Raw genomic sequence first — 14,395 nt, 5'->3', positions numbered from 1 at the left:
GATGTTGGTTTTTATTTTGGGCTTTTGCTATGCGCTTTTACGAGCTAAAAGCGCTAACTTGCTAAACCGCGAGGCGGCTAAACTGAATAGTTGGCAGCCCAATTTTCAAGTACGCCATGGTAGGGTTTAATAAAATGCTGTTCGGCAAACTTTCCTTGTTCAATTGCCAGTCTGCTGCGCTCTTCACGGTCATACACTATTTGTGTTAGCGAATGGTCGCGGTTCTTTAGGTTTGGCTGATAGCATTTACCTGCTGCTGCGTTGGCGTTGTAAATTTCTGGACGATAGATTTTTTGGAAGGTTTCCATGGTGCTAATCGTGCTGATCAATTCAAGGTTGGTATAGTCATTTAGCAAATCACCAACAAAGTAAAAGGCAAACGGCGCAACGCTATTTGGCGGCATAAAATAACGTACCTGTAAGCCCATTTTTTGGAAGTACTGCTCGGTTAACGACGACTCATTTGGCAGGTATTCAGCGCCTAATACAGGGTGCTGATTTTCGGTGCGATGATAGGTTTTGTTGTCTGATACGCTTAGGCAGATGACGGGTGGCTTGTTAAAGTGCTGGCGATAGGCGTCTGAGCTTAAAAAGTACTGAAATAGCTTGCCGTGTAAGTCACCAAAGTTATTGGGTACAGTAAATTGTGCTTGGTCTTTATTGTGGTTCAGCAGCAGTACACTGAAGTCGTAGTCACGCACATAAGAAGAAAAGTTATTGCCAACAATGCCTTCAATGCACTCACCTGTTTGATGGTCAAGAATATTGGTTTTTAACACTTCTATCGACGGAAATATTTCATCGCTTGTGGTTACTGTCATATCCACAGAAATAATCTCAAGTTCGACACTGTAGCGATCGCCGTTTGGGTTGTCCCAGTTGGCTAGGGCATTAAAACTGTTATCAATCATCTTTAGGGCGTTGCGCAAGTTGGCTTGGCGATGCGCTCCGCGAGCTAAATTGGCGAAGTTAGTGGTTAAACGAGTGCTGTTTGCTGGTTGGTAGTTTTCGTCAAAGCTGATGCGCTTGATGCTGTAGTTAAAATCTGTACTCATGATGATTGATGCTCGCCAGTTAAAATATTGGTTAAGGTAAAAAGTCAGATAAATGCTTGCCGAAGTAGTTATAAGCTTTCGGTAAGTCGTCGCTGTTAGCTATTTTTATACTGGCTTAACGAGATGAATAAAAATGAAGATACTTCATGAAAAGATGAGCTGATTTCATAATACTGATTGGTAGCGGCTTTCAGGCGAGCTTAGTTCGGGCTTGCTAACGTTATTTTTGCTTGGCTTACAACGCTTCGAAAAAAGTAGCTCGGCTAAGGCTAAGGCTAAGATAAGATGAATTGAACAGCCTGAGTTGTAGCGAGTCGATAACGAGTGAGGAGTAAACGAACTGCTTGTCGCGCAAGAAATTAGTGTTTATGCTCTAGCGAGTGCTTTTTGAGCGATACAATTAAAAGTTAATATCGAAAATTCGAGAACTAAAAATCCAACAACAATAAGTTAACTAGAAGGAAGCAGTTTAGATGTCAGAAGCTAACTTAGATAAGAATCAAGATAAGAGCCAAGACAAGAGCTCAGTATTTGAAAACATCTCTGTAGTAAAAAAAGCCAGCGTATATTTTGACGGTAAAGTGACGAGCAGAACCGTGCAATTTAACGACGGTAGCCACAAAACTTTAGGGATCATGTTACCGGGTGATTATACCTTTGGCACGCAAGAAAAAGAGATTATGGAAATTCAAGCAGGCGAGCTTGAGGTACTAATTGGTGACGATGCTAGTTGGCAAACCATTCAAGGTGGTGAGCAATTTACTGTACCAGCAAACTCACAATTTCAACTCAAAGTGCATTCAGTTACTGACTATATCTGCTCTTACATAAAATAATTGATTTGCCTTTAGCGATGTTTGAATGATCAAGGAGGGGAGCTATTGATGCGTGTTTTTTGCAGTAGCTTCGCCTTGATTTAGGTAATTAACTCGCCAGAATATGTTTTATCTGACAAGCTAAGTTTCATCTGACAAGCTATATTCCATCTACCAAGCTAAGCGTTAGCTGCTAAAACTTGTGCATAACATACAACAGTGTTGTTGATTCATCGCAGTTAACCTCAATGATTTTCAGAATATATAAACTGTTTAGCAATCAACCCGAATTTGCTATCTAATTGTGCTATCATCTAAAACCTTTATATTCGAGCTTAATTCTTTCGCCGTTTTTCGTTACTTTTTTAGGTTTCCTACTTTGACTTTGCCTACTAACTAGATGGCTAAAGTGAAGCGTATTAACCTGGCTTTAATGTTGAGTAACGCCTAAAACTGATTATTAAAAGCGGTTAAACAATTAAGCATTGACTCTCATACACAACCTGCGCTTTGCGCTAAGGTGTCAATCAATGATGAAATTGAATTCATCGAAGCTTAATCACGCCGTTTTTTTTCCTTCCACCCTTGCCATCATCGCTTTGCTCGCTTTTACCTTTGTCTGGCCAAAAAGTGCATCAGCAACCTTTAGTGCCATGCAAGCTGCAATAACCGTCAATGGTGGCTGGTTCTATGTATTAGCAGTGGGCATAATTTTAGGGTTTGTACTGTACTTGGGTATTTCTCGCTTTGGTGAAATAAAGCTTGGGCCAGATCATTCAACCCCTGATTACAGTATGAGCACATGGCTATCAATGCTCTTTGCAGCAGGTATGGGCATTGGCTTAATGTTCTTTGGTGTTGCTGAGCCAGTAATGCATTATCTATCCCCTCCTACCGCAGAGCCAGGCTCAATTGATGCAATGCGCGAGGCAATGAAAATCACCTTCTTCCATTGGGGGTTTCATGCTTGGGCTATCTACGCCATTGTTGCACTAATATTGGCGTACTTTTGTTATCGCCAAGGGTTGCCGTTAACACTGCGCTCAGCGCTTTACCCGATTATTGGTGATCGCATCTATGGCTGGCCGGGGCATTTAGTGGATATTTTTGCTGTCGTCGGTACGGTATTTGGTGTTGCTACCTCACTGGGTTTAGGCGCAAGCCAAGTTAACGCTGGCCTTAACTATTTGTTTGAGGTTGATGTTAGCCAAATTAATCAAATGCTGATTATGCTAGCGATAATCTCGTTGGCGGCGGTTTCTGTCGTTACGGGGCTAGATAAAGGCATTAAGATTCTATCGGAAGTGAACATGGGCTTGGCAGTCATTTTAATGCTACTGATTTTTGTGCTTGGCCCAACGGTTTATTTACTCCAAGTGTATGTGCAAAACATTGGTGGTTATTTATCTGAAATTGTTGCCAATACCTTTAATTTATTTGCCTACGAGAAAAAAGACTGGATTGGCGGCTGGACGATTTTCTACTGGGGCTGGTGGCTAGCATGGGCACCATTTGTTGGCTTGTTTATCGCACGTATTTCAAAAGGCCGCACAATTCGCGAATTCGTTTTAGGGGTACTGATGGTGCCAACGGCATTTACCTTATTGTGGATGACGATTTTCGGTAACTCTGCAATTTCATTGATTGTTGATGGCGGCTTTACCCGTTTGGCTGAAATGGTGAATGAAAATGCCGCGGTTAGCTTGTTTGTATTTCTGGAAGCAATTCCTTGGTCAACAGCGCTAACGGGATTATCAATTTTGATGATTATTATCTTCTTTGTTACCTCGTGTGACTCAGGAGCTATGGTCATTGATATGCTGTGTTCAAATGGTGAAAACGATACACCAGTATGGCAACGTTTATTCTGGGCGTGCTGTGTTGGTGTTGTGGCGGCAATACTGACTTTAGCTGGCGGCTTAGAAGCGTTGCAAACCATGACCATTGCCAGCGCCTTACCTTTCTCTTTGGTGTTACTAGCCGCTTGTTTTGGTTTAGTGAAAGCGCTGCGTGTTGAAGCAGCAAAACGCGATGCGATGCAACTGAATTTGTCGACTACCAATATGTATCGCCATAAGGATGATTGGCAGGAAAAGCTGGATAATATTTTATCAACACCCACCAAGAAAAACGCTGATGTGTTTATTAAAAATCGCGTGCGAAAAGCGTTTGAAAAAATGAAGGAGCAGTTCGAAGCCAACGACATTGATGTCGGCATCGAGCCTACGAACTCTGGTATACAGCTAAAAGTTTTTCATGGTGATGAGCATGACTTTATTTACGCAGTGAAAAAGAGTGAGCATTTACAGCCAGATTTCAACAGCGATACCGATAGCAATTCCGATAGCTACTACCGCGCTGAAGTACACTTGGTGGAAGGTGGTCAAGACTACGACATAATGGGCTGGTCAGAAGCCGAAGTACTTAATGATATTGTTGATCAGTACCAAAAGCATATGCACTTCTTACACTTGTTGCGGGAGTAGCATCGTCTTGAGTTGTAGTGTAAAGCACGACAATTATCATAGTAGTTGAGTGCACTTGTTAATAAGTCGCTGATGAATAAACAATAAAGCCACCTCAGAGCAGGTGGCTTTTTACTAGCTATTTTTGCTGGCTTCGTTTTCTTACTACTTTTTCTTGCTACTTTTGTTGGCTAAGAATCAACTTAGCTTAGTGCACTTACGTCTTGCCATGGGCCTTTTATTGCAAGTGTTTTAGCGGGCGAATAAAGGTTAACAAATAACGTTGAACCATCCGGTGAAAAGCAAGCACCGGCGAGCTCTGTTTGTGCATGCAGGCGGGCAAAATCATACAGTTTACCGTCGGGGGTTACACCGCGCAGGTGGTTGTTAACCACCTCAGTATATTGGTCTTCACAAACTAACAGGTGACCTTGAGGGGTAACAGTTAGGTTGTCACCAAAATTAAATAGTGATTCATCTTCGCTTTCTAAAAACAGTTGTAAACGAGCCGGCTGTGTATGTTCATTTACTGTGCCTTCATAAGCTGATGGTTGATAACGCATAATTTGACCAAGCTGTTTGTTGCCACCATTTGTGCAGCAGAAGTAAAGTTCGTTATCAGCCCAGTGAATGCCCTCGCCACGAGCAAATAACGCTGCGCCACTAGTCAAACCTTGTTTGCGTAGATCATCTTCTGGGCTTTCTGGATTGGTAATATTAATCCATTCAACGTCTAGCCAGTCGAATAACGACATTGTTTTGTCTTGCCAGTTACGCGTGTCAAATTGTGGTTGAGCTTTCACTACTAACGCTTGAAGTTGCCCACCTTCGGCAAGCTTGCCATAAGTTTTAGGAATAAAACGATAGAACAAGCTATCGCCGCGATCTTCGGTGAGATAAACAATACCAGTTTTTGGATCGACCGCTGCTGCTTCGTGGTTAAATCGTCCCATGGCTTTCAGCGGTTTAGCATCAATCTGTGATTTGGCGCTTGCTGGTACTTCAAAAATATAACCATGTGCTTGGCTAATATTTTCATCAGGTAAAGAGACATTTTCTTCACACGATAACCAGCTTCCCCATGGTGTTACACCACCAGCGCAGTTACGAATAGTGCCACTCAGGCTGATAAATTCGCGCTCTACTTGCTTGGTTTTTAGGTTGTAAATAATTGAGGTAGTACCACCGGGTAGCGAAACGCCACTTGCCAGCTGATCATAAGCTAAAGGGCTTTTATGCAGCTTGATAGGCTCAGGTTGGGTTGCCAAATTTTGTGGCGATAGCTCGTGATTTCTGATCAACACTACACGGTCTGCATCGAGCGGTAGGCAGCCCATGCCATCTGCTCTGTCTGGCACCGCCATACCATCACTCATTGGCTGACCAAGCTGCGAGATAATTTCATAGCTAAAACCCGCAGGTAAATCGAGTAGGTTAGTAGCGTCAGCTTGCAGTGGCCCATAACCCTTAGCAAGGGCAGAGAGAGGCTGGGTGCTTTGATTAGCGACACTGGAAGTTTTACCCAAGTTACAGCCAGATAATCCAGCAAATGCCAGTGACGTCAACCCGAGGCAAAATTTACGTCTAGTAACCATGTGTTGTCCTTTAATTGATACCTTCAAGACTGTTTAATATCAGTTAGTTAATGCCATTCAGTTAACGCCATTTATCGAACGCCATTTACTAAGTGCTATAGTCTTCACTGCTTTGCATTGCGAAACGCCGAAAGCGCAGGGGGGATTGCTGCGATAAAAGCTAATACGGCGATAAGCAAAAGTGTGATGACGTTGGTTTGCGAGAAAACGTTGGGCGTTATGGCAAGGCCGTAATGATTGAGCAGGTAATGCTGTGCAGATATTAAGCCTGTGCTTAGAAGCCCTGTCGCTAATAGCGCACTAACAATGACAATTAGCATGGCCTCAAGTTCAATAAACCAATAAATAAATAGCGGTGAAGCGCCAATCATTCTCAGCAGTTCTATCTCTTGTCTACGCTCGTTAATAGAGCTAAGTAACATGGCGCTAAGCCCAAGCAGCGCAGAAATCACCACTAATGCTGATATTAATCTGAGGGCTTTTTCAACAACTGACATGGTTTGCCACAGTTCTTGCAACGCTACGCCCGGTAATATTGCCATTAGCGGCTCTTTATTGTCGGTATTAATCTGGCGCTGAAGCTGAAACACGCGCATTTTTGAAGTAAGGCCAAGCATCACTGCGGTAACTGACGATGGCTGTAGCTCAGGAGCCGCCATCGACACTTGGCTAGCCGGTTGCAGCCCAGAGTTTAATGGCCGTGCTAAATGCACCGCGCTTAAGCCTTGCAAGCTTACGTGTAAACTTCTGTCAACGGGTGTCCCCGTGGGGGCCAATATGCCAACGACTTGAAAAGGCGATTGCTTGTGCTGCGTAAAGCTAGTGCTACCAATACCATGTGACAAAATCAGTTTGTCACCAAGCTGGTAACCCAAGCGCTTTGCAACCTCACTGCCAAGCACTAGCTCAAAAACACCGTTAAATGCTCGACCCGCCTTGAAGCTGAGCTGTTGCTGCTGACCAAAGCTAAAGTAAGTAAAGTAATCTGTTGTTGTGCCCAGCACGCGATAGCCTTTATGCGAGTCGCCAAGCGAGATTGGCACGGCCCACTTTACGGCATTGTGTTGGCTAACGTTTTGATACGCTTGCCAACTAATATTGTTGGTTGGCGCGCCCATTCGAAATACCGAGTAGAGCAGTAAATTTAAACTGCCCGTGCGAGTGCCAACAATAAGGTCAACGCCGGAAACGCTATTAGCGAAATTCGTTTTTGCTTGTTGGCGAATATGCTCAGTGGCCAGCATCACCATAATACTGACAGTGACGGCAAATATGGTCAGCATGACCGAGCCTTTGCGGTGCCATAAACTCTTGCTGGCAATTTGCAATAACATTAGCGGTGTTCTCGCTTGTGGTCATTGCCTTGGCGGTTATTATCTGTGGAGTTTTGACCTTGGCAGTTATCGGCGGCAATATTGAAATCATGTAACGCTTCGACATGATCAAAGTGCGGTGCCAATTGAGTGTCATGGCTAACGAATAATAAAGTAGTTTGCTGGTTGCTATTATCATTTACACATAGCTGCGTCAGTAGTTTTATAAAGTCATTACGCGCGGCAGTGTCCAGTGAAGAGGTTGGCTCGTCTGCAATCAACAATTTAGGTTGATTGATAAAAGCTCGCGCAATACCCACACGTTGCTGTTGGCCAACACTTAGCTGATTAATTGGTCGATACCAATCTGCGGATGGAATGCCAAGTCGCTCTAGCAAGGGCATAATGGTTTGCTTCTCACTAACCTTGTGTTTACGGCTTTGATGGGAAGCAAAGTGATTGGCTAGTTTGATATTGTCTACGGCGGTTAAATAGCTGATTAAATTGAATTGCTGAAAAATATAGCCAATATGCTGAGCTCGGAATTTGTCACGTTGGCGAACGCTCATTTGGTTGATGGGCTCACCCAGCACCCGGATAGTGCCTGATGCGGGGGTTAAAATGCCCGCGAGTATATTAAGTAAACTTGTTTTACCACTGCCTGATGCGCCAAAGATAAAGCGTTTTTGCCCTTGGGGCACAGACCAGTGAGGGATACTGAGCACAGGCGATTCTGTGCTAACCTCTGCGCTACCTTCAACGCTATTTTCTGCGCTGCTAAGGCTTGTTGGAGCTGCGCTCTTTTTCCCTTGGTTGTAGCTAAACGTTAGGTTTTCGATTTCGACAGCTAGACTCATATAAACGGACTATTCTTATGCAATTGGTATTAATTGTTATATTGTCACTAAAGTTGTGTTTTGTGATGGTATCACGGTGTTGTCTGAAGTGAGAAGTCGGTAGGTTAAATTTGTTATGAGAAGCTCAGCGAAACTCATTCGCAATGCCCAATTCCCCCGAGCGATTATGTTTACAATAGCTAGCAATACAAATAGCAAAACAAAGCGCAAAGGCGTTAAGCCTCGCACTAGTAATATCAATAGCGATACAGCAAGTAGGCTTAAGGTTTTTTCTGCAGTGCTATTAGTCGCAGGCGCGCTACTTAACAGTGGCTGCAGTGAGTCGCAGCAAGGTCAGGAAATTAGCACGCAGGTGCAAGCAGTAGAAAACCCTGCTGCGCAAGTTATTGAGCAAGAGCTAATGACCTTTAGTGATAGTTCACATCTTAAATCTGGCGTTTACCATACCATCGAGTGGGGCGATTTAATTCCGGAAGATGATTTACAAGCCTTGCTTAACCCACCGGATTATTTGATTCAAATAGAAGATGGCTCTGCCGAAGATCAAATCACTAGCACTATTCAAAATGCCATGGCGGCAAATGAGGCAGCAAATAAGGCGGCAAATAATGCTGAAAATGGCGAAAAGCAGGTAGATCCTTACGAGCAAGCGCTGGTATCCACTAATATTATTGAATCCATGAATGGACAAAACGTTCGTATTCCTGGCTTTGTTGTGCCATTAGAATTTAACGACAGCCAAGTTGTCACTAGCTTCTTCTTAGTTCCCTTTTTCGGCGCTTGTATTCATGCGCCACCACCACCGCCAAATCAAATAATCTTTGTTGAGTCTGAACGCGGTTTTGCGCTCGAGAATCTTTATGAACCTATTTGGGTGTCGGGGAAATTGGCAACTGAGTTATTTGAAGACCAGCTAGCAACCGCAGCCTACACAATGCGCCTTACGCATATTGAAAAATATGATGGTTAATTCAATTGGTATAAGTTTTATCGCGGTTGCATAAACAAGTTTTAGCCAATAACTGGGTATTGGCTACATCTTGTTAGCTTTGTAGTGTTAGCTAAGCCTTGTTAATTACACCAAGGCGATTATGAACGAGCTTCGTCGGTAAGTGCCTGCTTTAATGCTTGCTCCCAAGCACTTTCTTTTACTTTATCTTCATCGCAGATGATTTCTATTCGGCTTTCAAGGCACTCATCTAGCATAGCTTCGGTAAGGCCATCTCGGGTGCTGTTATAGCCAAAAATACCATCACTTGTGATAAATACGGCTTTAATCCGCTCAGCACTAATACTGGTTAATAGTGCGACGAGCTTTGCGCGATCAAATACCTTATCAGTTGCAAATCGCCAGCCGACACTGCTAAAGCCTTCGCCTTGATTCATGGCTTTTAAATAACCTGATGTTGGCATGGGCTGTTCGGCTACAATTGGCGCTGCTGAGGCTTGTTCGTGATGATGATGGTGATGAACATTAGGTACATGTTCCGTTTTACCGCTAAGCCAGCTGAGCTCTATTTTACCGTGCTCTGCAAATAGTAATTGCTGCGCAGGGCGGCCTTGAACTTGTTGGTTGCTGATATAACTGGCTAATGCTTGCTGGTGAATATCTGAATATAAATCTACTTTGTTGCCAACCACAATATCGGCAATTGCGATTTGTTGGTTAAATGTCGCATGTTCGGTGTAGCGACTATCGGCTAAGTTACGGGCGTCAACGAGCGTGACGGTTTTCTGCAAATCCAAAATTTCGCTGTAGTAGTTATTCGACAGCAATTGCAGTACTTCAACTGGGTGACCTAAGCCTGTTGGCTCAATTAATAGGCGGTCAGGCTTGGCTTCTGCGAGCAGCAAGTTAAGTGCAATTTGCATGGGCAGCCCAGATGCACAGCACATGCAGCCTCCTGGCACTTCTTTGATAAATACTTGTTGGTTAGCTGCCGATGAACCTTGAAATAAACTACCATCAACGCCGATTTCACCAAATTCATTGACTAAGATTGCCCAACGCTCATGACTGGGTTTCTCCTTGAGTAAGTGCATGATCGCAGATGTTTTTCCTACACCAAGAAAACCCGTGATGATATTCGTTGGAACGGCGAGAATTTTATCGTTTTTTTGAGTCATGAATTTGCTCTTGTACTGCAGAGTAAAAATCTTGGTTTACGTATAGCGGCGCCCATTGTTGCGGCGCTCAATTTCTAGGGCCAAATTAAGCTTTTACGACCAAATTAAGCTTTCGCGGGCTAGTTATACCTTCGCGAACTAGTTATGCTTTCATGTGGAGTAGAGGCTTGTATCAATTCAAAACTAAGTCAAGGCAAAGTCAAAATTAAATCAAGACTAAGTTAAGCACAAGCCATCACAAAGCTAACAGTTTAGCCCGCTTGCTCTGACGGACATGCACACTTATCGTGGCTGCGACACAGACTAAAGTTCTTCACATGAGCGACCGCGATAATGGTTGCACCTACTGTAGTTAATAATTTTTCACCAAATTCACCAAGTAAGTGCTCCCCGAATAGTGCGGCAGCCAACAGTGTTGCAAGGCCTGCTAGGCCGTAGCTTACCACAGTATAATTGCGATGCTTTTTACAGCCTAAGGTAAGTGCATAAATACTGGTGGGTAACACTGCCATGACCATCCAAAAATGAAACGACTCTTGTGCCATAGGTAAAACCGCCAAACTAGGAACGATGACCAGTAATAACGGAAGCGCTAAACAATGCAGGACACAAAGCATAGAGAGGCTGATCGCTAGTTTGTCGGCATAAAGTGATAATAATTTCATTGAGTAAACCTTATTATTTTAGTGTAGCTAGCTGTGCTTTTTATTGTTGGCGCATCTAGCAAGTTTTCATAAAAATCTTTTAAGTAAGCTATTAGCTAGCTTTTGTCTGCTATCAGTTATTGGCCGCTAGATATTGGCTGCCAATTACCGGCTATTAGCCGCTGGCGACAAGCTATTAGTCGTTGGCGATAAACTATCGACAAGCGCTTGGTTATAAACCACCTCGTTAACCTGCGTTTCGGCACCAGTAGCTTCCTCCTTGCATTGAGCCTTATCGGATTGTTTTTCCGATTTGATTGCACACGCTTGGCATGTGCCGGTTAGCTCAATTTGTGGTGAATTTAGTTGATAACCCGTTTCCTTAATTTCATCGGTTAGCGCAGCCAAGTTGGTAGAACAGGCGCTGAGTTCATCAACTCGCTGACATTGCTGACAAACGATAAATTGTGGCAACTCGTGTGAATGTTCACAGCCGATGTAGGCACAGGCGACGTATTTGTTGGCAATGTTTAAACGATGTGCCAAATGCACTGAGGCAAGGAAATCTAAAATACGGTAAGCCGACATTGGTGCCAGTGTTTGCTGGTAATGCTCGCTGTATAACTCAATCAGTTCATAAGCGGATACGGCTTTATCTGCTTGAAGCAAAACACTTAATACTTGTTTGCGTTTTTTCGTTAAGCGTTCACCGCTGTGGCGACAACTTTGCTCTGCTTGCTCGATGTGAATTTGCCATTTCTTCATTATATTACCTCAACTCAAGCACTGTGTTGGCAGGTGTGAGCATTGCGCTACCTTGCTGTGTTCTGGTTAACCAAATTGCACGAACCTTGGTTAAGCGGCTAAAGTGTTTAAAGAGTTCGATAGTTAGCGATTCTAGCGAATACGCTTGCTGGCAATTAAACCGGTAACTTGCTGATACTTCGGCGTGTTCGGATTGGTGGCTGCCACCATGGCTTTTATTATGACTGTCACCGTGACTGTTCTCATGAGTGTCAGGCTTAGGCATTAGGCTTTGCACATTGGTGAATTGCTCTGCCAGTTGGCATTTTACGTTTGCAAATTTCACAACCTGCTCTGTGTTTGTTAGTTGCTGTTTGATATTGTTAACCTGAGCGAGTTCTTGCTCATCTTGGGCGCGATGCTCAAAGCCAACAATACTTTCTGCCGGTGCAATAAGGTTGATTTGAACTTGCTGGTCCTCAACGACCACAGTTAATTCTGCCATACCATGGACATGTGCCTGTAGGTTTGGCGAATGGGCATGATGATCGTGATGACGAGCCCCTGCCTTGTTATGGTTATGCTCGCTGGCATGCACTGCCGCAATATGAAAAACATAAAAAAGGCTGGCAAAAACGAGAAAAATTCTGGGTAATAAACTGGAATTCATATCAATGGAGATAGGCAGAAACTGAGTCAAAGCCTAAATCAAACCCTGAGTCTTGTGTTGGTTGCAAGGTAGTCACTAGGTTATTCACTAACGTAGCCTATTAATCACTAAAATCTAGGGTCAGTAATAACCGCTGCTCATTGTCACTTAGGCTAGGCGAGCGATGAACAATGCCGCCTCCTTCGTTGTTGTACCAAGATTCACCCTTTAGCAAGGCAACATCACCAGCAGCTAACTGGTTAACATGGTTAAGGTCACGAATAACACCTGAGCTATTATCTGGTAATCCCTTGCTACCAAAACCAAGCTTAGTACGATCCACCGCGTTATTGGGCAACCACTCTGTTGCGTTGCCAGTAAACGTTGTTACCAACCGACAGGGCACTTTATCAACATGGAATTTAGGACACATGGCATGGGTCAAATGCGTTAATCTTAACCCCACGCGCTTTAATTCAAATAAGGTGCAAAACATATCAACCAGTAGCGCAATATGCTGACAAAGCTCTGGTGCTGCATTTAACTCAGCCGATTGCTCAAGTAAATTCTCGACGACATTGTCGGCATCGGTCGTCATCACGACTTTCAAGTTTGCAGCGTCTTTCAATAGTTGCTTAGCTTCTTCACTAATGCTCGATGAAATGGCGTTTTGCCACACCGCGATATTAATATCGTCTTGGTAAATATCGGTGAAAATTGCAGGTAGATCGCCAAAACACGCTTTGCGTATAGGATTTTTAGGCTCAGCTTTTGGTGATAGCGCCACGACCTCAGATTTTAGAGCGTGCGATGGCGTTTCTACTGGCATTGATGTGGCGAGGTTACTCATAATCTTACCTGTTACTTTATCTCTATTCACCATAAAGGTGTTTCACTTTCCCTAGCCGCGTTATACGTGTTTTATTCGTTAATTTTACAATGCTTGTGTATAACACTTGCTTTTAGGGTTAACTAAAAATAGGGTGCGAATATTATTGGAATTATTGTAATGTTACAACGTAACAAAAGTAAAGCGGAGATTAGCTTGTCTTGGTTAGAATTAGTTTGGTAATGATTTATGTTGATGTTATACCGAACTAGTTACGTTAATCATTAGCTGATTAGAAAGTGGTAAATCAGAGAGCGGCAAGGAAGTCTAGTTTACTCAAGTACTTTGGTCTTCAGATACATATATCTCGGTTTTCAAGCACAAGTACCTTAATTTTCAAATAGCGCGTTAACACAGTGGGGAGTTAGCGCAGAAGAGCTATGACCAATATTAGGGATTATCTGTACCTCAATTTGTCCTGAAATGCCGTGTCGCAGCGCATTTTTGTTCATTTGTTTTGCCCAGCTTTTAGCTAGTTGAATGCGATCTCGACCAACATGCGCAGGCCTTTGGGGTTGAGGTTTAGTGTCTCTACTACCGATAATAATGGATACTTTTTGGGTCGCGAGTGCGTAATTTCGAAGAGATTTAGTGATATTAGCTCTTTTTTTAGTACCATCTTTCCATAATAGAGTTTTCGAAAGTGCTCCTGCACCATACGGCCATTGCTCAGAAGTTGTTGGGTAGCTATACCTGCCAGCTGCACTAATCACTGCGCGAATAACCCTATTGGGGTGTGTGACTACATAACGGTTAACAAATTGCCCTCCCGCGGAATGCCCATACAAATAAAAACGCTTGCTAGCTGAGCTAGTGCGGAATGAATAGCGATCTACCAACTTGTTTACAAATATATCTGCAGCTACGTGTTTTCCGAATAGGTTGCGATAACCGCCATAGCCACCGCCTAGGTTGCCGAAACGAGGAGTATCAAAAACTGGAACGATCAGTAGCAAACTATGTTTGTTAGCGTAAGGTATCCAACGTGAGAGGTATGTTTTAGCTGCTTTATGTGCATTATCTTCTTTTGACAGCATACCATGTGCAATGACTAAAATATCCCTAGGTTTTGTGCGAGGTAAGTAAGTGTAATAGTCTCCTTCCAGTGATTTTTCTAGTGAAACTTTTGCATTTGCAGCGGCTGGTATTATTAAAAAAACGAACGCTAAAACTTTCCACATGCTAACTCCAAGGTTAAAAATTATGTTGTTAGATCTTTACCGTAGTAATTGCCTACAGAAA

13 protein-coding genes are annotated in these 14,395 nt (G+C 43.3%); 3 read left to right on the top strand and 10 right to left on the bottom strand.

Going from position 1 to position 14,395, the window contains the following annotated elements:
* Positions 1 to 77: 77 nt before the first annotated feature.
* Positions 78 to 1,055 (bottom strand): DUF1852 domain-containing protein, encoded by a 978-nt coding sequence (locus tag ACSLUR_RS12235; protein WP_448554903.1) that lies wholly within the window; start codon positions 1,053 to 1,055, stop codon positions 78 to 80.
* Between the two features lie 473 nt (positions 1,056 to 1,528).
* Here ACSLUR_RS12235 and ppnP point away from each other — a divergent pair, with 473 nt between their 5' ends.
* Together ppnP and ACSLUR_RS12225 are read left to right on the top strand one after the other, a co-directional pair.
* Positions 1,529 to 1,891, top strand: coding sequence for a pyrimidine/purine nucleoside phosphorylase (gene ppnP / locus ACSLUR_RS12230; RefSeq protein WP_448554901.1), 363 nt, complete (start codon positions 1,529 to 1,531; stop codon positions 1,889 to 1,891).
* A 509-nt stretch (positions 1,892 to 2,400) separates the two neighbouring features.
* Positions 2,401 to 4,356 (top strand): BCCT family transporter, encoded by a 1,956-nt coding sequence (locus tag ACSLUR_RS12225; RefSeq protein WP_448554899.1) that lies wholly within the window; start codon positions 2,401 to 2,403, stop codon positions 4,354 to 4,356.
* A 182-nt stretch (positions 4,357 to 4,538) separates the two neighbouring features.
* On the opposite strand, the gene ACSLUR_RS12220 is transcribed toward ACSLUR_RS12225, so the two are convergent.
* From ACSLUR_RS12220 to ACSLUR_RS12210, 3 genes are all read right to left on the bottom strand, one after another.
* Positions 4,539 to 5,930 (bottom strand): alkaline phosphatase PhoX, encoded by a 1,392-nt coding sequence (locus ACSLUR_RS12220; RefSeq protein WP_448554897.1) that lies wholly within the window; start codon positions 5,928 to 5,930, stop codon positions 4,539 to 4,541.
* Between the two features lie 104 nt (positions 5,931 to 6,034).
* The gene (locus tag ACSLUR_RS12215) at positions 6,035 to 7,264 is read right to left on the bottom strand and encodes an ABC transporter permease (RefSeq protein WP_448554895.1); all 1,230 of its coding nucleotides are present in this window, start codon (positions 7,262 to 7,264) and stop codon (positions 6,035 to 6,037) included.
* Complete coding sequence (locus tag ACSLUR_RS12210) at positions 7,264 to 8,100, bottom strand: ABC transporter ATP-binding protein (RefSeq protein ID WP_448554893.1); 837 nt, start codon at positions 8,098 to 8,100, stop codon at positions 7,264 to 7,266. Before ACSLUR_RS12210 ends, ACSLUR_RS12215 begins: the two co-directional genes overlap by 1 nt.
* Positions 8,101 to 8,215: 115 nt before the next feature.
* Here ACSLUR_RS12210 and ACSLUR_RS12205 point away from each other — a divergent pair, with 115 nt between their 5' ends.
* Positions 8,216 to 9,070, top strand: a complete 855-nt coding sequence (locus tag ACSLUR_RS12205; protein ID WP_448554891.1) for a DUF3299 domain-containing protein — start codon at positions 8,216 to 8,218, stop codon at positions 9,068 to 9,070.
* A gap of 119 nt (positions 9,071 to 9,189) precedes the next feature.
* Here the strand turns inward: ACSLUR_RS12205 and ACSLUR_RS12200 are convergent, their stop codons facing one another.
* From ACSLUR_RS12200 to ACSLUR_RS12175, 6 genes are all read right to left on the bottom strand, one after another.
* Positions 9,190 to 10,227 carry a CobW family GTP-binding protein gene (locus tag ACSLUR_RS12200; protein ID WP_448554889.1) on the bottom strand — a complete coding sequence of 346 codons (1,038 nt, stop codon included), beginning with the start codon at positions 10,225 to 10,227 and terminating at the stop codon, positions 9,190 to 9,192.
* Between the two features lie 251 nt (positions 10,228 to 10,478).
* A complete protein-coding gene (locus ACSLUR_RS12195; RefSeq protein WP_448554887.1) occupies positions 10,479 to 10,892 on the bottom strand; it encodes a MerC domain-containing protein in 414 nt (137 codons plus the stop codon).
* A gap of 144 nt (positions 10,893 to 11,036) precedes the next feature.
* Entirely contained in the window at positions 11,037 to 11,636 is a 600-nt protein-coding gene (locus ACSLUR_RS12190; RefSeq protein ID WP_448554885.1) for a Fur family transcriptional regulator, read from the bottom strand.
* 4 nt (positions 11,637 to 11,640) lie between these two features.
* Positions 11,641 to 12,315 (bottom strand): ZrgA family zinc uptake protein, encoded by a 675-nt coding sequence (locus ACSLUR_RS12185; RefSeq protein ID WP_448554883.1) that lies wholly within the window; start codon positions 12,313 to 12,315, stop codon positions 11,641 to 11,643.
* Between the two features lie 70 nt (positions 12,316 to 12,385).
* Positions 12,386 to 13,114: a DUF1826 domain-containing protein gene (locus ACSLUR_RS12180; protein ID WP_448554881.1), complete on the bottom strand. Its 729-nt coding sequence runs from the start codon at positions 13,112 to 13,114 to the stop codon at positions 12,386 to 12,388.
* Between the two features lie 368 nt (positions 13,115 to 13,482).
* Complete coding sequence (locus ACSLUR_RS12175; protein ID WP_448554879.1) at positions 13,483 to 14,334, bottom strand: alpha/beta hydrolase; 852 nt, start codon at positions 14,332 to 14,334, stop codon at positions 13,483 to 13,485.
* Positions 14,335 to 14,395 lie beyond the last annotated feature (61 nt).

Source organism: Thalassotalea montiporae, assembly GCF_053485855.1.
The sequence above is the reverse complement of the archived record's forward strand: the minus strand, read 5'-3'. Positions and strand labels throughout refer to the sequence as shown.